This is a genomic window from Rhodococcus sp. MH15 (genome assembly GCF_019266045.1).
Classification (GTDB): Bacteria; Actinomycetota; Actinomycetes; order Mycobacteriales; family Mycobacteriaceae; genus Rhodococcus_F; species Rhodococcus_F qingshengii.
This window is the reverse complement of sequence record NZ_LPNP01000056.1, coordinates 67,626-93,409: the sequence shown is the minus strand read 5'-3', so window position 1 is coordinate 93,409 and position 25,784 is coordinate 67,626. Positions and strand designations below refer to the sequence as shown.

The 25,784-nt window shown below is 62.2% G+C and carries 21 protein-coding genes and 1 tRNA gene; 7 read left to right on the top strand and 15 right to left on the bottom strand.

The window, feature by feature from the left end:
* Positions 1 to 6: 6 nt before the first annotated feature.
* The 9 genes from mfd to ATN37_RS03580 form a co-directional block, all read right to left on the bottom strand.
* Positions 7 to 3,633, bottom strand: a complete 3,627-nt coding sequence (gene mfd, locus ATN37_RS03620) for a transcription-repair coupling factor (protein WP_003946285.1) — start codon at positions 3,631 to 3,633, stop codon at positions 7 to 9.
* Between the two features lie 128 nt (positions 3,634 to 3,761).
* The gene (locus ATN37_RS03615; RefSeq protein ID WP_218694760.1) at positions 3,762 to 6,347 is read right to left on the bottom strand and encodes a glycosyl hydrolase; all 2,586 of its coding nucleotides are present in this window, start codon (positions 6,345 to 6,347) and stop codon (positions 3,762 to 3,764) included.
* Positions 6,348 to 6,349: 2 nt separating this feature from the next.
* Positions 6,350 to 7,336, bottom strand: a complete 987-nt coding sequence (locus ATN37_RS03610) for a DUF1839 family protein (RefSeq protein ID WP_081558197.1) — start codon at positions 7,334 to 7,336, stop codon at positions 6,350 to 6,352.
* A complete protein-coding gene (locus ATN37_RS03605; protein ID WP_054781160.1) occupies positions 7,336 to 8,292 on the bottom strand; it encodes an amino acid--[acyl-carrier-protein] ligase in 957 nt (318 codons plus the stop codon). Before ATN37_RS03605 ends, ATN37_RS03610 begins: the two co-directional genes overlap by 1 nt.
* Positions 8,289 to 9,479 carry an acyl-CoA dehydrogenase family protein gene (locus tag ATN37_RS03600; protein ID WP_217017643.1) on the bottom strand — a complete coding sequence of 397 codons (1,191 nt, stop codon included), beginning with the start codon at positions 9,477 to 9,479 and terminating at the stop codon, positions 8,289 to 8,291. Before ATN37_RS03600 ends, ATN37_RS03605 begins: the two co-directional genes overlap by 4 nt.
* Positions 9,476 to 9,718 (bottom strand): acyl carrier protein, encoded by a 243-nt coding sequence (locus tag ATN37_RS03595; RefSeq protein WP_003946296.1) that lies wholly within the window; start codon positions 9,716 to 9,718, stop codon positions 9,476 to 9,478. Before ATN37_RS03595 ends, ATN37_RS03600 begins: the two co-directional genes overlap by 4 nt.
* Complete coding sequence (locus ATN37_RS03590; RefSeq protein ID WP_047270297.1) at positions 9,711 to 10,157, bottom strand: holo-ACP synthase; 447 nt, start codon at positions 10,155 to 10,157, stop codon at positions 9,711 to 9,713. The genes ATN37_RS03595 and ATN37_RS03590 overlap by 8 nt, the downstream gene beginning before the upstream one ends.
* Before the next feature lie 286 nt (positions 10,158 to 10,443).
* Complete coding sequence (locus ATN37_RS03585) at positions 10,444 to 11,085, bottom strand: ScbR family autoregulator-binding transcription factor (protein WP_003946317.1); 642 nt, start codon at positions 11,083 to 11,085, stop codon at positions 10,444 to 10,446.
* 189 nt (positions 11,086 to 11,274) lie between these two features.
* The gene (locus tag ATN37_RS03580) at positions 11,275 to 11,928 is read right to left on the bottom strand and encodes a TetR/AcrR family transcriptional regulator (RefSeq protein ID WP_003946303.1); all 654 of its coding nucleotides are present in this window, start codon (positions 11,926 to 11,928) and stop codon (positions 11,275 to 11,277) included.
* A gap of 154 nt (positions 11,929 to 12,082) precedes the next feature.
* Between ATN37_RS03580 and ATN37_RS03575 the strand changes: the two genes are divergently transcribed.
* The 6 genes from ATN37_RS03575 to ATN37_RS03550 all read left to right on the top strand — a co-directional run bounded on the left by ATN37_RS03575 (position 12,083) and on the right by ATN37_RS03550 (position 18,204).
* A tRNA-Gln gene (locus tag ATN37_RS03575) sits at positions 12,083 to 12,153 on the top strand.
* A 76-nt stretch (positions 12,154 to 12,229) separates the two neighbouring features.
* Positions 12,230 to 13,690, top strand: a complete 1,461-nt coding sequence (gene glmU / locus ATN37_RS03570) for a bifunctional UDP-N-acetylglucosamine diphosphorylase/glucosamine-1-phosphate N-acetyltransferase GlmU (protein ID WP_081558199.1) — start codon at positions 12,230 to 12,232, stop codon at positions 13,688 to 13,690.
* 90 nt (positions 13,691 to 13,780) lie between these two features.
* Entirely contained in the window at positions 13,781 to 14,761 is a 981-nt protein-coding gene (locus tag ATN37_RS03565) for a ribose-phosphate diphosphokinase (protein WP_003946284.1), read from the top strand.
* 239 nt (positions 14,762 to 15,000) lie between these two features.
* The gene (locus ATN37_RS03560; protein WP_030536285.1) at positions 15,001 to 15,657 is read left to right on the top strand and encodes a hypothetical protein; all 657 of its coding nucleotides are present in this window, start codon (positions 15,001 to 15,003) and stop codon (positions 15,655 to 15,657) included.
* A gap of 79 nt (positions 15,658 to 15,736) precedes the next feature.
* Positions 15,737 to 17,317 carry an SLC13 family permease gene (locus ATN37_RS03555; RefSeq protein ID WP_218694759.1) on the top strand — a complete coding sequence of 527 codons (1,581 nt, stop codon included), beginning with the start codon at positions 15,737 to 15,739 and terminating at the stop codon, positions 17,315 to 17,317.
* Entirely contained in the window at positions 17,317 to 18,204 is an 888-nt protein-coding gene (locus ATN37_RS03550) for a cyclase family protein (RefSeq protein WP_218694758.1), read from the top strand. Before ATN37_RS03555 ends, ATN37_RS03550 begins: the two co-directional genes overlap by 1 nt.
* Positions 18,205 to 18,207: 3 nt before the next feature.
* Here the strand turns inward: ATN37_RS03550 and ATN37_RS03545 are convergent, their stop codons facing one another.
* Positions 18,208 to 19,413, bottom strand: coding sequence for a sorbosone dehydrogenase family protein (locus tag ATN37_RS03545; protein ID WP_209447831.1), 1,206 nt, complete (start codon positions 19,411 to 19,413; stop codon positions 18,208 to 18,210).
* A 108-nt stretch (positions 19,414 to 19,521) separates the two neighbouring features.
* A complete protein-coding gene (locus ATN37_RS03540) occupies positions 19,522 to 21,063 on the bottom strand; it encodes an HNH endonuclease signature motif containing protein (protein ID WP_218694757.1) in 1,542 nt (513 codons plus the stop codon).
* A 97-nt stretch (positions 21,064 to 21,160) separates the two neighbouring features.
* Between ATN37_RS03540 and ATN37_RS03535 the strand changes: the two genes are divergently transcribed.
* Positions 21,161 to 21,505, top strand: coding sequence for a DUF4288 domain-containing protein (locus ATN37_RS03535; RefSeq protein ID WP_047270343.1), 345 nt, complete (start codon positions 21,161 to 21,163; stop codon positions 21,503 to 21,505).
* A gap of 12 nt (positions 21,506 to 21,517) precedes the next feature.
* Here ATN37_RS03535 and egtD read toward each other — a convergent pair whose 3' ends face one another.
* Genes egtD through egtA form a run of 4 tightly spaced genes read right to left on the bottom strand, consistent with a single transcriptional unit; the run spans position 21,518 to position 25,761 of the window.
* Entirely contained in the window at positions 21,518 to 22,489 is a 972-nt protein-coding gene (egtD, locus tag ATN37_RS03530) for an L-histidine N(alpha)-methyltransferase (RefSeq protein ID WP_218694756.1), read from the bottom strand.
* Positions 22,486 to 23,232 (bottom strand): ergothioneine biosynthesis protein EgtC, encoded by a 747-nt coding sequence (gene egtC, locus ATN37_RS03525; protein ID WP_030536290.1) that lies wholly within the window; start codon positions 23,230 to 23,232, stop codon positions 22,486 to 22,488. The genes egtD and egtC overlap by 4 nt, the downstream gene beginning before the upstream one ends.
* Before the next feature lies 1 nt (position 23,233).
* Positions 23,234 to 24,541: an ergothioneine biosynthesis protein EgtB gene (gene egtB / locus ATN37_RS03520; RefSeq protein WP_003946306.1), complete on the bottom strand. Its 1,308-nt coding sequence runs from the start codon at positions 24,539 to 24,541 to the stop codon at positions 23,234 to 23,236.
* Positions 24,538 to 25,761: an ergothioneine biosynthesis glutamate--cysteine ligase EgtA gene (gene egtA, locus ATN37_RS03515; RefSeq protein WP_003946302.1), complete on the bottom strand. Its 1,224-nt coding sequence runs from the start codon at positions 25,759 to 25,761 to the stop codon at positions 24,538 to 24,540. The genes egtB and egtA overlap by 4 nt, the downstream gene beginning before the upstream one ends.
* Between the last annotated feature and the right edge of the window lie 23 nt (positions 25,762 to 25,784).

Genomic DNA, 25,784 nt, shown 5'->3' with positions numbered 1-25,784 from the left:
GTGTGCTCACGCCTCGACCAGGACGGCACCGGCGGCGCGCCCGTCAATCGCCAGGATGAAGTCCGCGATGTACTGGAGCAATTCGACGTCCCGCAGGCGATCCGAGCCGACTCCGCCGGTGCGAGGCAGCGGGAGTTGCACGAGCCCGGTCGTTGCCCGGTACTGCGCGCTCGGATAGATCCTCTTGAGCCTGATCTGTTTGGAATCGGGCAGTGACATAGGCGAGATCTTGAGCTGAGTTCCGGTGACGGCGACTTCCTCCAGTTGATACTCGCGGCAGAGCAGTCGAAGCTTGGCCACCGAGATCAGCCGTCGAACCTCTTCGGGCAGTGGGCCGTAGCGATCGACCAGTTCTTCGACTACGGCAGCGATGCCGTCGGAATCAGTTGCCGCAGCGAGCTTGCGGTACCCCTCCAACCTGAGCCTGTCACTGGTGACGTAGTCGGGCGGGATGTGTGCGTCCACCGGTAGGTCGATCCGGACTTCCTTCGTGCCCTCGTCCATGGTGATCGGTTTGCCGTCGGCTGCAGCCCGGAAGGCTTCGACCGCCTCACCGACCAGCCTGACGTACAGATCGAACCCGACCCCGGCGACGTGGCCGGACTGCTCTGCGCCCAGAACGTTTCCGGCTCCACGGATTTCAAGGTCCTTCATCGCGACTGCCATACCAGCGCCGAGGTCCGAATTCTGCGAAATCGTTGCCAGTCGGTCGTATGCCGTTTCCGTCAAAGGCTTTTCGGCCGGGTACAGGAAATATGCGTATCCACGTTCACGACTACGCCCGACGCGTCCGCGAAGCTGATGCAACTGCGAGAGGCCCAGCGAATCCGCACGTTCGACGATCAGTGTGTTCGCGTTCGAGATGTCCAGACCGGTTTCGATAATCGTGGTACAGACCAACACGTCGAAGTCGCGTTCCCAGAATCCTTGCACGGTCTTTTCGAGAGTGTCCTCGTTCATCTGACCGTGCGCGACGACGACGCGAGCCTCCGGGACGAGTTCACGGATCTTCTTGGCTGCCTTGTCGATCGAGCTGACACGGTTGTGTACGTAGAAGACCTGGCCGTCGCGCAGAAGTTCACGCCGGATGGCCGCGGCAACCTGCTTGTCCGCATACGCGCCGACGTACGTGAGGATCGGATGACGTTCTTCCGGCGGTGTGAGGATCGTGGACATCTCGCGGATCCCGGCCATGCTCATCTCGAGAGTACGAGGAATCGGGGTAGCCGACATCGTCAGGACGTCGACGTGGGTGCGTAACGCCTTGATGTGTTCCTTGTGCTCGACTCCGAATCGCTGTTCCTCGTCGACGATCACAAGCCCGAGGTCCTTCCAGCGAATACCGGTCTGCAGCAACCTGTGAGTACCGACGACGATGTCGATCTCACCTTCCGCCATGCCGGCGATGATTTCCTTCGAGTCCTTGGCGTCGGTGAACCGGGACAGCCCTCGCACCTTCACCGGGAACGACGCCATTCGTTCGGTGAAGGTCTGAAGATGTTGCTGTGCAAGCAGAGTCGTCGGCACCAGCACCGCCACTTGCTTGCCGTCCTGCACTGCCTTGAACGCGGCGCGGACGGCGATCTCCGTCTTGCCGTACCCGACGTCACCGATGACCACCCGGTCCATCGGAACCGGCTTCTCCATGTCGGCCTTGACCTCACTGATAACGGTCAACTGGTCGATCGTCTCGGTGAACGCGAATGCGTCTTCGAGTTCCTTCTGCCACGGTGTGTCCGGGCCGAACGCATGCCCGGGAGCAGCCTGACGCGCTGCGTAGAGCTGAACCAGCTCGCCCGCGATCTCACGAACTGCCTTGCGGGCCTTACGCTTGGTGTTTGCCCAGTCGGATCCACCGAGCTTGCTCAGCGCCGGCAACTCCCCACCGACGTATCGGGAGAGTTGATCGAGCGATTCCATCGGGACGAACAGACGATCGCCCGGGTGACCGCGCTTGCTCGGCGCGTATTCGATGACCAGGTATTCACGACGCGCCCCACCGATGGTGCGTTCGACCATTTCGACGAACCGGCCGATACCGTGCTGATCATGCACGACCATGTCCCCTGCCGACAGCGCGAGGGGATCAACCTGATTGCGGCGCTTGGCCGGCAAGCGCTTTCCGTCGCCGACCGCAGCAACGCGGTTGCCGGTCAGATCGGACTCGGTGACGATCACCATCCCAGGCGTCGAGTCGTCGCCGGCGAGTACCAGTCCGTCATGCAGTGATCCGCGGAGCACCGCGACCTGTCCACGGGCGGGGGTAGCGCCGGCATCGAGCATCTTGGCGGGCACTTCGGCTTCACCGAGTCGCTCCACGACGCGGCTTGCGGTTCCGGCACCTGCCACCACGATCGCCGCGCGACCGCCCGTGCTCACGTGCGCCCGAAGGCTGACGAACAGCTCGGCCAACAGGTCGTCGGAACCGCGCACCTGCGGTGCCGCATGCACCGGGAGTTCGAGTTCTTCACCGTTTCCCGACGCCAGCGGGCTGACTGTCCACCAGGGTCGGCCGGCAGCTTCGGCAGATTCGCGAACATGACGAAGCGACCGGTACGCGGAGGCACCGAGATCGACTCCTCCGCCGTTGAGGATCGACGTGTCGAGCGGTGCAGCGCCGCCGATCGACGCCGCCGTCCACGATGCTTCCAAGAATTCCTGGCCGGTGCGCACCAGGTCGGTGGCGCGGGTGCGCACCTTTTCCGGATCACACAGAAGAATGTGCGCCCCTTCGGGAAGTACATCGGAAAGTAGCTGCAGTTCACCGGGTTTGAGAACCGGGAGCAGAGCTTCCATCCCCTCGACGGGGATACCTGCCGAGATCTTGTCCAGCATCTCGACCAACGACGCGTCAGCCTGGTTCTCAGCAGCGAGTGCCGCAGCTCGATCACGAACATCAGCTGTCAGAATCAGTTCACGACACGGCGGCGCGATCACGGAATCGACGTCGACGTCCGCTAGCGAACGCTGATCGGCAACTGAGAAGTACCGAAGCTCGGATACCTCGTCACCCCAGAATTCGATACGGACCGGATGATCCGCCGTGGGCGAGAACAAGTCGAGAATGCCACCACGGACCGCGAACTCACCACGCTTTCCCACCATGTCGACCCGGCTGTACGCCATCTCAACCAGACGAACCAGAACGGAATCGAAATCGATCTCGGTGCCGACGCGCAACGTGATCGGTTCTATCTCGCCCAGGCCTGGCGCCATCGGCTGAACGAGGGAGCGCACCGTGGTGACGATCACCCGAAGAGGCGATCCGTACGAGGCGTCGTCTGGCCTGGCGAGTCTGCGCAGTACCTCCACCCGTCGCCCAACGGTATCCGCGCTCGGCGACAGTCGCTCGTGCGGCAATGTTTCCCACGACGGAAACTGCGCCACTCCTCCACCGAGCATCTCGGTGAGTTCCGAAGTCAGATCGTCGGCTTCACGACCGGTGGCTGTCACCAGCAGCACCGGCGTGCGAGCGGCGAGTGCAGCGGCGATGAACGGCCGAGCCGGCTTCGGAGCCACGATGTCCAAGGCGGCCGATCCGATGGATTCGATCACCGGAGTGAACGCGGCATCTGCGAGGGCGACCTCGGCGAGTCCAGCGAGCGCAGTCTGGGCAGAGGACAAGGAAGTCAACGAACGCGCTCCTGAACAGTGATGACGGGTTGCGGACGCACAGCCCGAGCGCAATATCCCCACCGAGGCAGAGTTGTGCGCCGGTTCGATTCTATCGGTGTGCGATCTCGCAGCGCAGTCCGATCCGTTCAGTTTCCCGTAGCACTCGTCTTCTTCGACGTCCGCTTGGACGGCGAGGATTGTGTGACCGGAGTGATCGGCGGCGCCACGGCCACACTCACGTGCGAGTTGAGCGCCCGAACGCGACCGATCACCTTCGTCGCCTGACCGGTTCTCCGTAGGCGTACAGTCCTGCGACCGTTCGGCGCGAGGTGGAACCAGGAGTCTTCGGGCTCGAAGCCCTGCAGTTCGAGGGCAACGTATTGGGCGGAAGCATCCGTCGAGACGTCGACTACCCACTCTTCGTCACCGACGTTGCGCGCTGTGGCAACAAGTCCGACCGATCGCTCGCGAGGCCGCGCCGAGCCACCCAGGAGGTGGACCACTTCGTCCACCATCTCGCCGTCTTCGTCTTCGAGTGTGACGGTGACGGCGTCGTATGTCCGCGCCCCGAACCGAAACACGTGAGTGAGGTCGGTGAAACGGCCGACAAGGCTGTCCACGGACCAGGTCAGACTTGAATGCGCTTCCACCTTGACCGGTAGCGCGACGTCGACCGGGACGACACCTGACCGACTGTGCGCTCGAAACCTGATCTCGCCGACGACAGGTTCGGCGGTCTCGTTGATCGCGTCGAGCCTCAATCCGTCCATACCGTCGTCCGTGACGAGGAGCGCGATCGGTTTGGCGCTCCTACGGAGCACGAACCACGGAGCTTTGGGGCTGCCGCTCCAATCGAGGACCCCCCATCCCGGTCCGGGCTCCATGTCTCGCAGTGCGAGTGTCAAGGCGCCGTCGCACCGAGAGTCCGGGCGACGCCAGTATCCGAGCGTCGATGCGAACGCCTCACATACAGCTGCTCGCCCCAGGTCGAGATAGCGTTCCGGGTCGGACCACCGGACTTCACGAGCGTCTTCGCCGAAAAGCGCGTGGACGTAGTGGTCCCGAACATCCTCGAAATCCCACGACGATCCGTTGTCCCGAGGCACCGCGGCTTTCCATGCCGGGTGGTGCCCCGCGACGGCGAGTGAACCGAATTCGTTCTCGATCACCGCATTCGACGGTGGAATCGAAAATGCCAATGATTCGGTCGCAAAACGTACTCGCGCGCTGAGCACGTCGGCCAGTGGACGACGATAGGCACCCACCCCGAAGTAGTGAGCGACCCCGCTTCCGACATGCGTTGCCAATTGCTCGCCCCCGCGAGGCGCCGAGGGGGACGACGTCACGTACTCGAGTTCGGGTGCCACCGTCGAGATCAACTCCGGCAGTCTCGAATGAATGAGCGGGATGTGTTGATCGACCAAGCCCAGCATGGTCGGCTGCTGTTCGGTCTCGCTGCCGCCGCAGAAGACTGCCAGAGCGGGATTTCCGCGCACTCTGTGAAAGAACGCGGTGACCTCGCCGGCAACAAGTTCGAAGAATTCGTCGGTGTCGGGCGGATCGAGCGTCGCCAACATCATGTCCTGCCACACGAGAATGCCCAGTCGCGCACATTCCTCCCAGAAGTGGTCGCTCTCGTAGACCATCGTCCCCGGGATTCGAATCATGTTCAGGCCCGCCTCAGCCAGGCGTTCCAAGACACGAGTTGTGCCGGCGTCGCCTTGAAGCGAGATCGGGTCGGTCGGCACCCACACCGAACCACGGCAGTACACCCGGATGCCGTTGACATACAAACGGAATCCACCATCGGATCTGTCGACCTCCACCGTCCGGAAGCCAACTGAACCGAGATGCTCGGAGACTCCGACCGCTTCCATCGTCACCGGATAAGTGCGCGGGGTGCCATGTGTGTGCGGCCACCACAACTGCGCGTCCGGCACTACGACGACACCGGACACCTCGAGAAATCCATCCGGTCCGGCGGATACAGCCAATTGCCGCGAGTGTTCGCCGACGCGCACGGTCACGTACTCCAGCGCGGCCGGCAATCCGGTGAGCCGAGCACTGACGGCAACGCGACCGGTTGTGCCGTCAACACTCGCATGCTTGACAGCAGAGACTACGGCGGCAATCCCCTTGTCCAACAAGCGGATACCCCGCCACGGACCCACCGGTACCGGTACACCACTGAACACGGGAGCCATACCGAGCATCGTGGTTCGGATCCACCGAAGACCCTGTTCACGGACCATCGACGAGCGCCAACGCCCTCGGGGACGCCTCGATCTCAAAATCGCGGAGAGAGAATGAAAATGAACAGCCACCTGGACACGTTTACCAGCTCCGACTCCGGCCGGAATGATCACTTCCCCAGGTGTGAACATGGATTCAGTGGACGCGACACGGACACCGCCGATCCAGACATCCGCAAACGCCGTCATACCGTCGAACTGGAGCAGCCACGACCCCTCACCGGTCGTGGCCACGGTAGTCACGAACCACCAGTCCGACGATGAAACGGACGATTCTGAAACAGACGACGACGAAACGGACTTTGTGCGTCCGGCGTCCGTTTGCGCCGCACGTAACGCACCGATGACTGTTCCAGGCACGGACGCTGCGACCCACTCGGTCACAGCTTCGAGGGCATCCGGGTCGGATATGGATCCGGGTTCGGTTGCAGCGCATCGCCATATCGCGCCGGCCAGCAGGTCTGCTGACGAACGAGGCACTGTCAGACCAACCTCAGGTGTCGATGCGAGTCGACGCCGACTGTGTCGGCAACGATTTCCATCGCCCTCTTCCACGACACGGCCATCTCGTCGAGTTGCTCACGCGGGTCCACCGCGCGACCCCTGGAGGCACGCGCCATCTGAAACTGCACGCTCTTGGCACCGGATGCCACTTTGCGGAAATCTGGCGCAGCTTCGCCTGTCCCGGAGAAACCTGCAGTGTCCAAGAACTCGCTGGCGTCGGCAGCCAGCTCCGCGCTGGCCCCGCACTGACGAAGTAGCCCGAAGGACCAGAGGTGAAAGGCATCCATACCCGCCCCCTGCACCCATTCGAGGTCTTCGATCACCTTGCGTCCCAGCTCTCGCACGGGATTACCCACCGCTCGAACCGCTACATTCCGCCGAGCCACTTCGGCGATGTTTCCGGCGTTGGTCGCGTGAACCGGATTCAACCTGATCTGTTCGACATAGGGCACGAACGAAGGAAGTGAGGAACGATCGAGATCGAAGACGCCGGAGAAATCGTCGCCTCGCAGCAAGTAGTACCCGCTGTTGTGAAAGTACTCGAGCTCGCCGGCAACGCGATCGATCCGATTGGGCACGATCGTGGTCTTGGTGTGCCCCTCGTGATAGCTCGTTCCAAGAGTATCGGGAAGCCAGTATCCGTCCACTTCAACCGTCGACAGCATCCCAACCGCGAGGTTGTCCTCGACATGGATCAGCGGTGCCCGCCAGACGTTCATCTCGGCGACTTCGATTCCGTACAGCGCGTAGATGTCCTCGGCCTTGAGCTTGAGGAACGTCCACTGAGTCCCGTCGAACCGCGATGAGAAGGCACACGCCAATGCCGGGACGGGGTCCAACCCCAGCGAATGCAACACTTCGATCCACAGATCCGTGTAGCAGTTGGTCTGCGCCCACACGCGGTCGTCCTGGTGCAACGAATGGGGCCGGTAGCGATCAGGTGAAATGTCGATGAGCCGTGACATCAGATGCCCATTCGTTCACGAACGGAGGTTGGCCATGCAGCCACGTCAAGACCATGAGTCCGCAACAAGGACAACGCGATTCGCTCCATCCCGAAGCCGACGCACGAGCTGTGTGCCACCTCCCCCTCCGCCGTTCGGATGTCGAAGTTGACACCGAAATGGTCGAGATGGTTGTTCGAGGACACGATCGCCGTGCCCTCGTCGAGATCTCCGTAGAGCCGAACTGTCAGTTCCGTCTTGAGATTCTCTTCACGCTGGTTGGCTGCAAGCATCTTTCCGGCGCGCCCGAAGAAAGGATCATTGGCGATCACCGGGGTAGCGTCGAGTTCGAGCCGGCCGAGCACCTCGAGCCCCCGCTCGATCCAGTGCTCGCGATGCGCTCGCGCTGCCGCGGCGTCACCGATCGTCACGAACTCGTGCATCCGAAACGCTTGCATGCGAGCCGGATCGATGGCCGGTTCGTGCCGGAAGCAAAAACCGTAGATGTCCAGCAGCACGCCGCCTTCGGGCAGAACTCCGGTGTACCGCGCATAGGCAGGATGGCACGCTGCGGACACGAGCATGGTCTCGGTCGGCTCGAGGTGGCGGTCCCACGATTGTCCGTCGGCGCGATCGGCCAGCAGTCGCGCGTGATCGCGATTGGAACCAGCGAAGGTGTTGATGGCGCCGGTGAGGTTGGGAAACGAAGCGATGTAGTCGGTGCGCTCGAAACTGCTCCGCGGGAACACCGGCGGGAACCGCAGCCGAGTCGCGGCGTCGCCTGGCCCCGCTGCAATCACCACTCGGTCGATACCGTCGACGATGTCCTCGAACACTCCGGAACGCCCGTAGAGTCCCGGCACCTCCGTCTCGACGAGAAGTCCTTCGACGAGCAGTTCACGTTGAAATGCAGCCCGGGCCCGATCCAGATCGGTCTCGCCTGTCACAGTCTCGGTCGTCACAGTCTCGTTCGTCATAGCGTTCCCCGGTATCCGATGGCCATGTGCGCTGAACCTGCCATGATTCGATCGTTGTTCACCATCACCGCTGCGCCGTGCGCGTCACGAAGGTGCCGACCGAGCGAAAATTCGGTGTCCTCGCGATATCCCGAGATTCCACAGATCAACATTGTCTGCCCCACGATTTCCACCACCGCTGTCGACGCTGTGACTTTCAGGTTGTTCATCGCGAGCGAAAATCCCACCGCTCCCGTCGCCTCGAAATCGGCAACGCCTTCCACCGCGTGGACTGCGCGGTCGTACCTGCGCGCAGAGGCGCCGACGAGATCGGCGAATTGTTGTGCCGAAGCGGCAACTTCGGCGAGCCGCAGCGCTCCGGGGGAAGTGACCCCGGGCTGCTTGCGGGCGGCGGCACGCACGTACTTGCGCGCCTTCTCGACTGCAGCGTCGGCAATTCCCAACCACACCGAACTCCAGACGACGTGCGAGACCGGAAGCATGGTGTGGGTGGAGATATCGGAATACGGTACGCCGGCGACCATCTCCGGCGTCGAGGTGGCCCGAAGGATGTAACCGAGACTGCAAGTACCCCTCAGCCCCAGCGTGTTCCACTCGGTGGTGCGTTCGAGCGTCAGGTCTGGGGTACGACACACCACGAGAACCTGATCGTTCGGCTGACTCTCCGGTGTTCGCCGAGCCGTCACGACTATCGCGTCGGAGTGTTCACCGTACGAAATGACAGGCGCGTTCTTGATCAACAGCAGGTGACCGCCCAAGTCTTCCACCGCGCAGTAACTCCGGCTGACGTCACCACCGATTCCCAGCTCAGTGGTTGCCGATGCCAACAGCAATTGCTTGTCGACCGTTTCTTCGACAAACTCGCGTAGTGCTTCGGTGTTGCCGTGCTTGACCAACGAGTATATCTGCGTCTGATGCATCGCGAAAATCATTCCGCTTGCTGCACAGCGCGTTCCGATCACACGGGCGATCTGCGACACTTCCTGCAGCGAGAGCCCTTCGCCGCCTAGTTCCCTCGGCACAGCTACGGACAGCAGCCGTTCGCTTCGCATGGCGTCGACAGCTTCACGCGGAAACCTTGCTTCTGCATCGACTTCGTCGGCCCACACCGCTGCAACTTCGTCGGCCAACCGTGCGGCCCGCTCGAGGGCCGTTCCGGTGGAGCACTGCGATTGCGGAGCGTTCATGCAGCACCCAACTCCGTCAACGCACCCTCGATCGCCTTGACGCTTGCGAAAGTACTCTTCCGCAACAACTCGTCAGGGAACTCGATGTCGAACGAATCCTCCAGCGCCAACATGACATTCACGCTCGCGTGCGACGTCAAACCCAACTCGTAAAGATCGGCCTCTCCGTCGATCGTGCTCACGTCGACTGCCAGCCGACCGTGCTCGACGAGCACTTTCCGAATTGCCTGATCAATCATCAGCGATGTCGTCCTTCTTTTCGATGCGAGCGCCCGAGCGTGTTGCGATCACCATTGCGATGGCCACGTCCGCTTCGTGCGAGATAGATACTTGAAAATCGTGCAGATCCTGGGTCCGCGCGAGTTCCGCGGCATTACCGGACAGCGTCACCCCACAGCCACCCCACTCGGCCCGAGTGATTTCGATGGAACTCCACGGAACGGGAACGTCACCAGGCCGCAGTACCTTCACCACAGCCTCTTTGGCGGCGAAACGTGCAGCCAATCGTTGATCCCGCGCCGGCCCGGCGCACGTCTGCAATTCGTGCGGGGTGAAGGTCCGATCGAGATACCTCCGCCCGAAGAGTTCGATACTTCGAGTGACATCCACGACGTTCACTACGTCACAGCCGATCCGCGGGCCGATGTCGAGCATCGGCGTCGGCGCAGTGTCACCCATCTGTTGACTCCCCATCTGGGGTCGTACACGCCGGGCAGCCCCCTATGCTGCCCGGTGCGCCGACGCCGTCACCCTGCCCTGACAAACCTTCATTCTCAGCAATTCTTCAGCTACCGATAGAACATACCGCAATCCGAAGATTGACGGCAAGATCGGACTTTCAGATTCCCATCAACACTATAAACATACTCTTAGTTTGTTTCGAATGCAGAACAAAGAGAACAATGTCCCTACCAGGACATTTGCAGTAAATTGACCAAAGGAGCAGTGCGGAGAGCCAGTGATTTCAGTGATCACTGGCAAGGCGACGGGCCGCGAATTGCCTGAAGTACTCCACTTTCGATTCCGGGACCACGATCGGAAGTATCAGGTTCCACGATGCCTTCATAGAGTCCGAAAGCTCACGAACGGTCCCGGTCGCGGCTGCCATCAGCCGAACTCCCGACGCAACTTCCAACAGGAAACGAGCAATGTCAGCAGAATCCGCGTCCGAACGCAGATCACCTTCGTCGGCCGCACGGCTGGCAAGTTCACGGTAAATGTCGAGCCACACGTCCAGAGTCGCCGGCCCGGAGCCCCGATAGTCCCCGATCTCGACCAACAAGCGGAACGTAGCTCTAACCATGGCGTCATGCGCACCGATGTCGACGATGACCGACGAAATACCGATCAGTGACTCGAGCGCGGGAGTTCGACGGTCCAACCAGAGCTCACATTTTGCGTCGAAACGTGCCGAACCCTCGTCGATCACGGCCCGCGCGAGTTCTTCCTTGGACCCGAAATGGAAGTACAGGGCGCCTTTGGTCACCTGCGACTCGGCGATGATCTCGCTCAAGCTGGCATTGGCATAGCCCAGGCGCAAGAACACACCCGCTGCTCCGCGCAGCACCGAATCACGGGTGGCTTCTGCCCGCTCTTGCCTCACCATCGATCCGGCCTCCAATCACCACACATCGAACGAATTCTTGGTCTTACCCGTTCACAGCGTCAAAATGGATGGCACGGTTCGGCATTCAACCCACCCTGCAAACAAATGAGACATTTGCCCATCAAACGATCGTGATACAGCGAACACAGCTTAGACCGCGATCCATCTCTGCGCGGCAGGCGCGCCTGGTTAACCCTCCAATTGTGGATCGGCTTCCAGATTCGTCAGCCCATTCCAACACAAATTCACGAGGTGAGCGGCGACAACTTCCTTCGACGGAGTCCGTTCGTCGAGCCACCAAGTAGCCGTAGTGGACACCATGCCGACAAGCGCCTGTGCGTACATCGTTGCTAGTCCGGGGTCGAAACCGCGTCTGGAGAAGTCCCCCGCCAACAGGTAGCCCACCTGACTGATCGCGTCGTTGAGGAGGCTCGAATATGTCCCACTGGGCGCGACAACGGACGAATCGCGCACGAGTATCCGAAATCCGTCGGTGTGCTCTTCCACGTAGGTGAGCAAAGCCAACGCAACCCGCTCGACTCGAACTCTCGAGCGATTTTGTGAGAGCGAAGACGTGATCATCTCGAGGAGTCGCGACATCTCCCGGTCCACTACGACGGCGTACAGCCCCTCCTTGCCGCCGAAGTGCTCGTACACGACAGGCTTGGACACGTTCGCGCGCTGGGCGATCTCCTCGATCGAGGTCGCTTCGTATCCCCGTTCGGCGAACAATGCCCGCCCGATCTCGATCAGCTGTTGCCGACGTTGGGTACCGGTCATCCGGATCCGTGTCACTCGTTCGGGAACTGGATCCCCGCCACCTGAACCGGACACCGTCGCCATTGTCTTCCTCTCGCCGACACACAAATCACTGCTGTGGACGCTCAGCCTATCGGGACTTCAGGGGCCCGATCGGAGGAGCGGTTCGACCTACGGCGGGTCGGCATGCGATTATTCTCTCGCGCGTTCGGCCGCAAGGCTCGGCAATGCGTGGCAATCCGCCGTGGTGTAATGGCAGCACCTCTGATTTTGGTTCAGATAGTTCAGGTTCGAGTCCTGGCGGCGGAGCTGGTGAACAACATGCTTTCCCGAGCGGAATGTATGTCTTGATCGACAGTTTGATCGACAGAGGGAGCTCAAACCAGTGCAGACCGCCGTGATCGTTCTCGCAGCGGGTGCCGGTACACGAATGAAGTCGAAGACTCCCAAGGTCCTCCACACTCTCGCCGGACGCAGCATGCTGGCACATTCGCTTCACGCGGCAACCTCACTGAATCCCACGCACCTGGTGACCGTCGTCGGTCACGATCGTGAGCGTGTCACCGAAGCCGTGAACGCAGTCGCCGGGGAACTGGACCGTTCCGTCACCGTCGCTGTTCAGGACGAGCAGAAGGGCACCGGGCACGCTGTCAGTTGTGGGCTCGAGGGGTTGCCGGCCGACTTCTCCGGGACCGTACTCGTCACAGCCGCCGACGTGCCTCTGCTCGACGGAAAGACCATCGCAGACCTCCTCGCCCAGCACACGGCTGCTCCCGCGGCCGCGGTGACGGTGTTGACGTCGACGGCCGTCGACCCCACCGGCTACGGGCGAATCCTTCGTACGACGGACGGCGAGGTGAACGCCATAGTCGAGGAGAAGGAAGCCACCGATTCGCAGCGCTCGATCACCGAGGTCAATTCAGGGGTCTACGCCTTCGACTTCGAAACTCTGCGCGACGCGCTGGCGTCCCTCGACTCCAACAACGCACAACACGAGTTCTATCTCACCGATGTGATCATGATCGCCCGTCGCGCGGGCAAGCGTGTTCGTGCTCAGCACATCGCGGATTCGGTTCTCGTCGCGGGCGCCAACGATCGCGTGCAGCTCTCGACGCTCGCCCGCGAGATGAACCGTCGGATCCTCGAGAAGTGGATGCGTGCCGGCGTCACCGTCGTCGATCCTGCGAGCACATGGATAGATTGCGACGTGCACGTCGCACAGGACGTGACGCTCCTGCCCGGAGTTCAGTTGACCGGCACAACCTCGGTGGGCGAAGACGCCGTGATCGGCCCGGATACCACCTTGGACAACGTGACCGTCGGTGAGCGCGCAGTAGTCGTCCGCTCGCACGGGACCGACTCCGTTGTCGGCGCGGACGCGGCTGTGGGCCCCTTCGCCTATCTCCGGCCTGGTACCCGCCTCGGGGCACACGGCAAGATCGGCGCCTACGTGGAAACCAAGAACGCGGATATCGGCGAGCATTCGAAGATTCCGCATCTTACCTACGTCGGCGACGCCACCATCGGCCATCACAGCAATATCGGAGCTTCGAGCGTCTTCGTCAATTACGACGGGGTGAACAAGAGCCGTACTGTGGTGGGGTCGCATGTCCGAACAGGCTCCGACACCATGTTCGTCGCCCCTCTCGTCGTGGGAGACGGCGCATACACGGGTGCGGGCACGGTCTTGAAGAACGACGTACCGCCTGGGGCGCTCGCCGTCTCGGGTGGGGTGCAGCGCAACATCGAGGGCTGGGTCCAGAAGAATCGTCCCGGCACACCCGCGGCCGATGCCGCTGCAGCAGCTGCAGCAGCTGCACAACCTGACGGCCCTGCAACAACCTGACAGCCCTACAACAACCTGACAGCCCTGCACAACAGACAGCACAGATCACCACCAGATCGACCGGCAAGTACAAAAGGACGGCATGAACCAGTGACTGCGAATTGGATCGACAACCAGAAGAACCTGATGTTGTTCTCGGGTCGCGCACATCCCGAGTTGGCGGAGCAGGTGGCGAAGGAACTCGATATCCGCGTCACCCCGCAGACCGCGCGCGACTTCGCGAACGGTGAGATCTTCGTTCGATTCGAAGAGTCGGTTCGCGGCTCCGATGCGTTCGTCCTGCAGAGTCATCCGGCACCGCTGAACACGTGGGTGATGGAGCAGCTCATCATGATCGACGCTCTCAAGCGTGGATCGGCAAAGCGCATCACCGCCGTTCTTCCGTTCTACCCGTACGCCCGCCAGGACAAGAAGCATCGCGGACGCGAGCCGATCTCCGCTCGCCTGATTGCCGACCTGCTCAAGACCGCCGGCGCCGATCGCATCATCACGGTCGACCTGCATACCGATCAGATCCAGGGCTTTTTCGACGGCCCCGTCGATCACATGCACGCACACAGCCAGTTGGCCAACCACATTCGCGCGGGCTACAACCTCGAGAACATCACGGTGGTGTCCCCCGACTCGGGCCGCGTTCGTGTCGCCGAGAAGTGGGCCGACTCGCTCGGCGGAGCACCGCTGGCATTCATTCACAAGACGCGCGACCCGTTGGTACCCAACCAGGTCAAGTCCAACCGCGTCGTCGGTGAGGTCGAAGGTCGCACCTGCATCCTGATCGACGACATGATCGACACCGGCGGAACCATCGCCGGCGCGGTCAAGGTGCTCAAGGAGGCCGGTGCAGGTGACGTCGTCATCGCTGCAACCCACGGCGTCCTCTCCGACCCTGCGGCCGAGCGTCTGTCGACGTGTGGCGCGAAGGAAGTTGTTGTCACCAACACACTTCCGATCGACGAGTCGAAGAAGTTCCCGACGCTGACGGTGCTGTCCATCGCACCGCTGCTCGCTCGCACCATCAAGGAAGTTTTCGAGAACGGTTCTGTGACTTCGCTGTTCAACGGCAGCGCCTAGTCTCGCGCCGCACTACGGGCGCGTACCTGTGACTTCACGGTCACCGGTACGCGCCCGTCGTCGTCTTCGTGAAGGTCTCAGAAACAGACCACCCGGTCATCATGAAACCACCTGTGGGACACACGAATACCGTCGAATGCGGCGATTGACATGATCTTGATCACGCTCCCGTCGAGAAACCCAGGTCGATGTTGGGGCGGTGTTCACCGCGCCGCAATCTTCGCCTAGTGTGGCTCGTCGTGATCGACGCGCAAACCCTGGAATCCCGGCCCGAATCTCATTCCCTGAATTCATCAGTTCCGACGATCCGGCGGTGGCGCCCAGGATCTTGTGTCTGGTGCGGAGACGACAACTCCGTGGACATGTTCCGCAACGAACCCCGCTGCGGAAAATGCCGTGAAAACGAAGGCATCATCGACGACGCCAAGCGCTTCCTCGGCATGTACGGTCTGCGCCCGCTCGGCGGCACGCTGCAGTCCGACGACGACGAAGAGCGCGAGTACCGCGTCAACGCACGCGAGGCACGCCGAGTCCTGAACGAGATCCGTATGGACGTCCTTCCTGATGCGGCCGCTGTTCGCAAGGCAATTCGGCCCCGCGCCGCAACGGTTGTCGCCGACACGTCACCCGCACGCGCTTCCCGCCCCGCCAGCACGGGCACAGCGACGCGTGTTGCCGCTCCGGTCAAGACCGACACCGTGGACATCGACACTCTCCAGACGCGCGTCCTAGGGCTTCTCGATCAGCTCGGTTCAATCGACGAGCAGATCAAGGTCGCCGAACTCGCACAAGGGTTGCCGGCTCGCGCACGACTGAGCGATCTGAACAAGCAGAAGGCCACGGTTCTTCGCACGCTGGCCGCTCTCGAGAAGGCCCGCATCGCCGCCTCCAACTAATTCCCCTCGCGTCCGTCCCACGGCCCCGTCTCACTTGCGAGACGGGGCCGTTCTGTATGAGCAGGTACCTTTACGAATCGTGAATGACATCACCATCACTTTCGTCGTGCTTGCACTGGTCGTGGCGCTGTTCGTGATCGGCCGAATCCCGGTCGGCATCATCGCGATCGGCACTGCCCTGGCGCTGTACGCCACCGGTGTGATCACGATGGAGCAGGCGCTCGCCGGATTCGGCGATCCCACGGTGGTGTTCATCGCCGCGCTTTTTGTCGTCAGCGAAGCCCTCGACGCCACCGGTGTCACCACGTGGGCGGGCGAGAAACTGCTGGCGAAAGTCGGCGAATCCCGAGTCCGTCTCGTGAGTGCGATCATGTTGCTGGTTGCCGCGTTGACCGCATTGATCAGCGTCAACGGGGCCGTAGCCGCGTTGGTACCGATGGTGGTCGTCTTGGCGGTACGTCTCGGTAAATCGACGTCACAACTGCTTCTGCCGTTGGCATTTGCCGCCCATGCCGGATCGATGCTCACCTTGACCGGAACACCGGTCAACATCATCGTTTCCGAAGCCGCCGAGGAATCCGGGGCCGGTGCTTTCGGGTTCTTCAGTTTCACCTTGGTCGGTGCGCCGCTCGTATTGGGAACGATTGCGATCGCCGTACTTCTCGGTCCTCACGTCCTCCCCCATCGTGCGGGGACGTCGATGTCGCCTGACCTGAGCCGGCATGCCAAGACCCTCGCGAAGCAGTATCAGCTCATGGGAAAGGATGCGCCGTCCGCAGAGCCCTTGATCACCAAGCACGACGGCGTGGTCGAAGTGATCATCCCGCCGCGCTCGGAAATGATCGGCGACAGGGCTTTTCCGGGCATGGTGACCGACAGTGGAGATCTGGTGATACTCGCAGTCCAGCGCGCCGGTGAGGACTGCGGCCCCAAGGGCGTCAAGTTGGCGGCCGGTGACACGCTTCTCCTGCAAGGAAGCTGGGACGATCTCGACACCCACACCTCCGTCGATCCGAACGTCCTCGTGGTCGACGCACCTGCCCAGATCCGTAAGCAGGCAGCCCCGTTGGGAACCCGCGCGGTCATCGCTCTCGTCGTCGTTGCGGCGATGGTAGTGATGCTGACGTTCGGATTGGTGCCATCCGCGATAGCCGGACTCCTCGCGGCATGTGCGATGGTGCTGCTACGAGTCATCAGCGTCGAGCAGGCGCATCGGTCCATCTCGTGGACCACGTTGATTCTCGTCGGCGGAATGATCCCGCTGTCGACCGCAATCCAGCAGACCGGCGCGGCCGAAAAGCTCGCGCATGCGTTTGTCGACGTCGTCGGTGGGGCAAGCCCGTATGTCGTCGTCGCTGGACTCTTCGTCGTGACGGCGACTCTGGGCCAGCTGATCAGCAACACTGCAACCGCGTTGATCATCACGCCGATCGCGATCTCGGTCGCCATCGAACTCGACATCTCGGTGCTGCCCCTTCTGATGACGGTCACCGTCGCTGCCGCGGCCTCCTTCCTGACGCCCGTAGCCACTCCCGCGAACATGATGGTGATGGGCCCTGGTGGTTACAAGTTCGGCGACTACTGGAAGCTCGGACTCCCGATGTTGTTGTGGTTCCTGATAGTTGCAACGGTGTTGATCCCAGTGATCTGGAGTTTCTGATGTGCTCACCGAAGGTCTTGTCGGAGGTCTACGAATCGATCGGACGCGAAGGCAGGAAGATCAGCCGTCGATCGATGTTCGCGGCGCTGGGCACCGGTGCCCTCGGCGCGACCGTCATGGCCGGCGCTGTACAGCCCACTGCGTCGGCAACGCCATCGGGTCGGACCATCGTCGATCTGACCCACGTACTGACGCCGGAGTTCCCGGTGTGGCCGGGCGCGCGCTCGTTCGAGATGAGGAACCTGGCGAAGATCGCCGACGCCGGCGGGTCTCTGGGCTCGCTCGGCTCCGCCGAGTCAGGTGGAAACTTCTACCTCAACGAACTCCGCCTCGAAGAACACACTGGTACTCACATCGACGCCCCCGCACACGCCAGTGCGGACGGAATCACCGTCGAGAAGATTCCCGTCGCCGACCTCGTCGTGCCGATTGCGGTCGTCGACATCAGTGCCCGAGCCTCCGTCGACCCCGACACACTGCTCACCCGCCAGGACATCCTCGATTGGGAGTCCCTCCACAGGACCATCGCTCCCCGCAGCCTGGTTGCGATGAACTCGGGTTGGGATACCCGGGCCGGTGCCGGTGGCGCCTTCACGAATCGAGATGCACTCGGCGTGCAACACACACCGGGATTCAACCCCGAGGCGATCGACTTTCTCGTCCGCGAGCGCAACATCGTCGCCGTGGGCTCGGACACCCTCAGCATCGACGCGGGCCGAAGCACCACCCACGGGGCTCACCGAAGCGCTTTGGGCTCAGGAAAGTACGCAGTCGAAGCCCTCGCAAATCTGTCCGCACTTCCGGCCGTCGGCGCCACGGTGATGGTGGGAGCGCCGGCGCATGCGGGTGGTTCGGGTGGTCCGTGCCGGGTCATCGCCTGGTACTGAAGATCAGGGCGTAGGCGTCACCCGCAGCACCTTGTCGCCGGCGCCGTTGTCGGTGGTCACCAGGAGCGAGCCGTCGGGCGTCGGGGTCACCGACCGCAAGCGACCGAACTGGTTCTCCAACCCGAAGGTCTGCGCGTCGACCGAGCGTCCGTCGGCACTCAGGCGGAGGAAGATCAGTTCCTTGCTCTTGAGGCCACCCATTACGAGCGCACCGTCCCAGGCACCCCATACAGCTCCACCGGTGAAGGCAGCGCTGGCGGTAGCCAACGTCAAGCTACCCGAACGCCACACCGCCGCAATCGCTCCCGGCACTCGCACGGGATCGGTCATCGGCACGGATTCGTCGTACGTTCCGGGAAGCCGATCCGGGCGGTAGCCGTAATTTCCGCCGGGGGTAAGCAGGTTGACTTCGTCGTCGACGCTTGTGCCCTGTTCAACCGAGTACACCCGGCCGGTTCCGGGTTGCACGGCCAAGCCTTGGACGTTGCGGTGCCCGAGCGTGTAGACCGGGCTGGAAGCATTCGGATTCCCCGCCGCCGGAGTTCCGTCGGCGTTGATGTGCAAGACCTTGCCGCCCAGCGAATTCGGATCCTGGGGGACGCTCGGCGTCGCGGTGTCACCCGTCCCGACGAACAGCGTTCCGTCCTGCGCCGCAAGAATTCGGCAACCCCCGTGACGCCCGGACGAGACCGGGATTCCTGGCAGTACAGTTCCGGTTCGCGTGAGTGCGGTCCATCCGGCATCGACGGTCCACGAGATCACTCGAACGTCCGTGACTCCCCCAGCGCTGAATCCCTGGCAGGTGTAGAGGGTGCGCGACTGAGCGAAGTCGCGGGCAAGCGCGATACCCATGAGACCGGTTTCGGACTGCGCGTAGAGATCCGAAAGGTCAGCAGCGACTGGACCTGTCGTGTTGTCGCCTCGGCGAACGAAGAATCCGCCGGATCGTTGTCCGGTCAGGATTGCACCGTCCGGGGCCGCCACCACGTCCCAAGGGTGGTCGAGTCCGTCGACCAGTGTGGTGACCGACAACTGCGGGAGGGTGTCCTCGATGGGTATGTCCGGGTCGTCGCTCCCCAACGATCCGGTGCTTCCGTTGCCGAAACTGCCGGGGTCGAAGGGGAATGGTTGAGCCACGCTCTGCGTTACCGGCATCACCAGTACTGCAGTCAGGGCCACGGTCAATGCGGCGAGCTTCGGATGACGCACGCGTTCTCCTCGGGTCGGAAACCGTTCTGCGCCTCACTATAAACAGACAAACACCATTTTTCGGGCCCTCTCGCTATACCCGCAGGCCACAGGAGAAACGAAACCCCTTCAGAAGTCGGCAAACTCCGGCAAAGCGTTCGCCAGTGGGGATGCGTTACGTCTTGATGCAGATCGTGCCTTCCGCCAGCCGGGCGCACTCCAGTCCAGGAGGTATTCGAGATCCGCTTCCACTCCCCTGTCCCGAAGTCCGAAACGTCGTTCCAGCGCATCGTCGTCCGTCAAATGCAGTCTCGCCGCGTCGGGCACTCTCAGTTCGGGGTCACAGAATGGGCCTACGGGCGCGGTAACCGTTCGTCGTCCTGACGGATCTTTCCACTCCAGAAGACCACCTCCGATTTGCTTCACTGTCCACCTGCCAAACGTCTTCAGTCGGTGATGTTTTCGACACAGACAGGCCAAGTTCCGTTCTGCAGTAGGCCCTCCCTGAGCGGGGTTGCCGTGATCGAACGGCACCGTGTGATCGATATCGCAACTATCAGAACGCACAACACAATTCGGAAAGCGGCACGTACCGTCTCGCGTCCTTACAATCGTCACCAACGCCGCGGACGGCTGGTACGTGGATTCACCGCGCCGCGAACCACTGTTCCTTCTCGAGCGATTATCCCTTGCCGCAGCGGGCAATATCTCCGGTGAGCGCATCGACCGACCCACGCCGAGCACCGGTCCGACTGCCCCCGCAGTCGAACAATGTTGCACCTCGGACGGTGCAAGGGTGAGGACTCTCTGCCACGTGGCGTCCGCGGCGATCGCGCGCGCATGGTCGGCATCGATGTGGCCGTACCCCTGCAAATAGCCTGGCAGGTCGTCGAATCCGAGCAGGGTGGAGGCGTTGACACCCACAAGAATTGTCGCAATCGGGAGCGCGGAGGTCTTCGTATCATCCCTACGGGTGCAATCGCCGTCGCACTGACAATCCAACGACGTCTTTCCTTCCGCCAATGCGATCAGTGCGTCGGCACGCCGTTGCCCGAAAGTTCTCGGATCGGAACCACAGACCTGCATCGACATCGCACGGAGCCTCGTGGCCAAAGTCTGAGCGCCGACCGCTGGAAGCATTCCGTCCAGAGTCGACATACCGTCGTGCGACGCGCACGTCCGAACGTCCCGATCCGCCTCCGCACGAACTCGCCTGGCACGCACCCCATCAGGGTCGTGCCGAGCAATGAGGCCTCGTGCGCGCGCCTTCAACTTGTTACCGGTTACACGGCAGGCACCGTCCACGAGGAGTCGCTCGATGTCATCGAGCGCGTGCTCGGAAACGTTGGCGAGAGCTTCGGACAGTGCCATCGCTTTGGCCAGATCGATGTCACCGCAAGCAAAAGCGGCCGCCACCCGCGGAAGTCGCCAGCGCAGGTCACATCCCAGTGCAATCATTTTCTGCGCGACGTACTCCGTAATGCTCAGTATCGACGCGATCTCCACGTGCGCGAATTGACCCCGAAAAGCCTCATTGACTCCAACCGCGGCATCCTCCTCACAACGGTCCAAGTACAGCGCAGTGACCGCGTCGATCTCGAGGAAGTGGGCGCGCGCGATTTCCGCATGCTGCCGAAACAGCGCGTCCGCGGAAGTCTTCGATTCGAACATATGAGCTATTCTACGGGCGCCCACCGACAAAGTTTTTGCGAAATCCCGGGGTATTCACCGATACCTTTTGCGCTCCGATGTCACTACGTTCAATCGCATGACTCAGCATCCGACACGAGATCAACCGTACTTCGGCATAGCGATATTCGAGTTGGGGAAGAATGACGGGGTCGGGTGCTTCTACCGAGAGGACTGTTATCTCATCTGGGCTGGCGACCCCGCTGAGGCGCAGTCAAAATTCGAGCGCAAGGCCGGCGAGCAGGAGTATCCGCTCGGCGCGAGCGATGACCAGTCCTATGTAAAACTCGCGCATCTCGTGGATCTTGCGCCGGTGTCGGAAGCTGTCCATACCGGCACCGCAGATCTCTACTCTCGACACTTCTCAAATATTGCCGCCTACAGAACTTTTGAGACACTTCTAGGAGGAGACAGCATCCTCTGACAAGCGCCCACTTCACGCCCGCTGCGCGCACAACAACGCGAAGCGCTGATCCTGATCCGTCCACACCTTCCGTACCCCGAAGCCCGCGGACGCGAGTTCCGCGGCAATCCCCTCCTCGGTGAACTTCGCCGAGATCTCGGTGCGCAGCTGCTCGCCCGCTGCGAAGGTGATCTCCAGATCCAGGTCGTCGATATGCACCGAGACTTCACGAAGTGCTTCCAGGCGCATCTCGATCCACTCGTTCTCGGCATCCCAGAGCGCGACGTGACGGAAGTCCTCCAAGGGAAAGTTCGCTCCCAGTTGCTTGTTCAGGACCGAGAGAACATTGAGATTGAACTGCGCAGTCACACCGGCAGCGTCGTCGTAGGCGGGCACGAGAACTGCGGGATCGATCACCAATCCCACACCCAGGATCAGGTTCTCCCCCGGAGCGAGCACCGCTGCGATCCCCGAGAGGAACTCGGCTCGTTCTGCGGGAACGAGATTACCGAGAGTCCCCCCGAGAAAAGCGACCGCGCGCCGTCCACCACCGGGCAGATGATGCAGCGAACCGGTGAAGTCGCTGACCACTCCGAGCACGTCGATTCCGGGAAACTCGGCACCGACTTGCTCCGCCGCACCTTCGAGGGCCGTCACCGAAACATCCTGCGGTACATACGTTCGCAGAGTTCCGCGAGCCGTCATCGCGTCGAGGAGCAACCGCGTCTTCTCAGAGGAACCTGAACCCAGTTCGATCAGGATCTCGGGTTCGGTCAACGCCGCGATCTCGTCGGCGTACCGAGCGAGCAGGCCGCGTTCGGTACGGGTGGGGTAATACTCGGGTAAGGCCGTGATCTCCTCGAACAGTTCACTTCCACGCGCGTCGTAGAACCATTTGGGCGAGAGCCACTTCGGCGTAGCGGTCAAGCCCTCCCTGGCCTCGGCTCGCAATGCGTCGACCGATTCGGCCGGTGTCAGATAAACCTCGAGCGTAGGGGTTTTCATTGTTCTCCCATCGGTATCGGGGTGATGATCAAATGGCCGGGACGCGCGCAGACGATGTGCCGGTCCGGCACCTGCTCCCAGTCCGGCGAACGATCGGACGGTTCGGAAACGATCAGTGCCCGCGACTCGTCGACCCGCGTGTACAACGTGTGGCCCCACGCCGTGGCCCACAGTTCCTGCCCGTCGCCGAACAGGAGGTTCAATCGTGAATCCGGTGCCGCCGCAGCCACATCGTGAACCAGGCTCGTCACGGCGGCTTCCGCGGGCTTCGACTTCAACCGATGCCGAAGCACTGTCCACAACAAGGCAGCATCCGTCGGCGCGGGCATCTTCAGCAATTCGACGGCCGGAACTTCTGCTGCCAAGTCGGCGAGTGAGCCAGGCCAACCGGATACCGCTCCGTTGTGGCTGAAAGCGTAGGTTCCGTCGACGAACGGTGCGCAGGCACCGATCTCGACGGCCATCCCCTCCGTCGCGGAACGTACGGCGGCGAGAACGGATCCGGAAATGATGTGGGACAACGTCTCGTCGACTGTCGGGTCCGACCAGATCGGCGAGATACTGCGGTACCGTCCCTGCCTTCCACCGTTCCACCACACCGCGCCGAATCCGTCGGCATTGATGGTCCCGCCGCCACGCATCTCGCGAGGTGCCCACGACTGTCGCATCAGTGAGTTCTCGCCGTCGTGGAGGAGTTCACGAACCGAACGCGGCGGCCCGAGATACCCGAGGTGCCGACACATGTCAGGATCTACCCGAAATCGTTCTGGCGCAGCGAAAACCCGAGAAGATTTGCCGCCTGATCGGGTGGTCCCAGTTGCGGAACGTCCCCCGGCAGGCAACGCTGTCGGTCCCGAACGATCCCCCTCGCAACACTTTGTAGTCGCCGCCGAAGAACACCTCCGAATACTCCCGATACGGGAAGGCCCGGAAACCCGGATACGGATGGAAACCCGAAGACGTCCACTCCCACACGTCACCGATCAACTGCTCGACACCCGCTGCCGACGCACCCGCCGGGTACGAGCCGACGCCGGCGGGACCGAGATGGCGCTGACCGAGATTGGCATGATTCTCGTCTGCGGACACGTCCCCCCACGGGAATCGTCGCGATCTTCCGGATTCCGGATCCCACCGCGCGGCCTTTTCCCATTCCGCCTCGGTGGGAAGCCGTTTGCCTGCCCAACTCGCGTAGGCCTCGGCTTCGTAGAAGCTCACATGCACGACGGGCTTGTCCGGTGGGACCGGCGCCTCGACGCCGAAAGTCTCGTGCCACCAACCCGAACTGTCGCGTTCCCAGAACAGCGGTGCACGGAGTTTCGCGTCGACGCGATGCCGCCAACCGTCACGGGACCACAGTTCCGGTCGGGAATAGCCGCCGTCCTCGATGAATTCGACGAACTGCCCATTGGTGACCGGGAATCTGTCGATCGCGAAGTCGGTGAGATAGACCTGATGCGCAGTGCGCTCGTTGTCGAGTGCCCACGGTTCGTCGTCGGTCCCCATGACGAAGGGGCCGGCGGGGATCGTGACCTCGTCGAGTTCCGGCATGCGGGCCGCTTGCGGAGCGGGAGTCGCAACGAGCGCCGTGGGTCCCGAACGCAATTGGTGTGTTGCGAGCATGGTTTCGGCGTGTTGCTGCTCGTGCTGCGCGATCATCCCGAAGGCAAAACCGTCCATGTCGAGTTCTGTGCGCCCGAAGGTGCTGGCTTCGAGCACATCCCAGACCTTCCCGCGAACCGTACGTACGTATTCGCGCGCCTCGGCCGGGTTAAGCAGGGGAAGTGTGGGTCTCGACGATCTCGAATGCTTGAACGCGTCGTACAGCTCGTCTATGTCGCTACGCACCGGATCGCGGCCACCGACATCTCGCACCAGCCAGAGTTCCTCTTGATTGCCGATATGCGCCAGGTCCCACACGAGTGGACTCATCAACGGGGAATGCTGAGCGACCAATTCGGTATCGTCGACGCAGTCGGTGAGCAGCGTCGACCGTTCACGCGCTCGCAGAAGTACGGCCTCGACCGCTTCCTTGGTGATCTCCCCCGTCATGTGTCGCTCTCACCGGGCACAATTGCGCGACAACACCGTTCGGCTGCGGCATCGAGAAGACGGACAAACTGCGGCTCCGGCGCGTACGACGCGGCAAGCGACATCAGAGAGGTTGCCGCCGAACGCAGTTCGACGTCGTCCAAACCGTACTCTGCCGCATCCCGCCATCTCCCGGCCGTCGACGCTGCGGCATCACTCGCCTCACGCATCACGGCAGGCCCGGACAGCAACGCGTCGATCGCTGCTACCGGTACTCGCCACAGATCTCCCGGCTGCGCATCGATGTAGCGAACCTCCAGATGGCCGACAGCGCGAACCGGCGGGAACAGCGTGGACAGGTGATAGTCCAAGTCCGCCCAGACGGGTCGGCGTCCGATCTCGGCATCCAAAGCGCCGTCTATCCAGTCCCCGAAAGTGGCACCCCGCGGAGCCGTCCAATCGTCGCCCTCGTTTCGCACACACATCAGCGGAACATCGAGCGCCCAGCCGGCGTAGTCCTGCACTTCCGGGACTGCGACCGTTCGCCAGGAATCGAGTTCGAGCCACGTCCGCATGCGTTGGGACGCCCAATCCCCTCTCGGAACCCCTTGCAAGCGTGGAGAACACGCAAACGCAGCGATGAGCGCCGGCCCCATGTCCCCGAGGAGCCGCCAACGCTGGGCAATGGACTCCGGGCTGCCGCCGGCATCGACACTGACCTGCACTGCTGCTGTATTGCACATCATCAAGGTGCCGTACGGTCCTATCCCGGCGAAGCGGGATTCCATTGCGCAATAACGTGGCAACCGGAGAATCCGGGAAGGTGGGCGGGCGACGTCGGCCGCGGCAGAACTGATTTCGATGGAGTACGACGCGAGGAGTGTTTCAAGAGTACGACGGTCTTCGTCGAGACAGTCACACAGTTCTCGGGCGGACGTCCGCGGCGCTGACGAGAGTTCGATCTGTCCGCCAGGTTCTACGGTGACGAGGCTGCCACGAGGAAGCGGAACCGCTGGTGAATCCGGGTCGATACTGGTGGGTGCGTGTCGCCCGAGTGCCTTTGCCAGAGTCGCTGCTGACGGCCGCTCCCCACCGGGAACCTGGCTGGTCAGCCACTCGAGCTCAGCTCCGACCAAACGGGGTGGCCCCTGTTTGAAGCACACACCACCGACGTAGGCCTCGGCCGCAGGACGTGAATCCACCTGCGTGGTCTGTGCTGCTGTCAACGCTGCTGTCACCATTCGACTTCCCCTTCGGGCGGTCT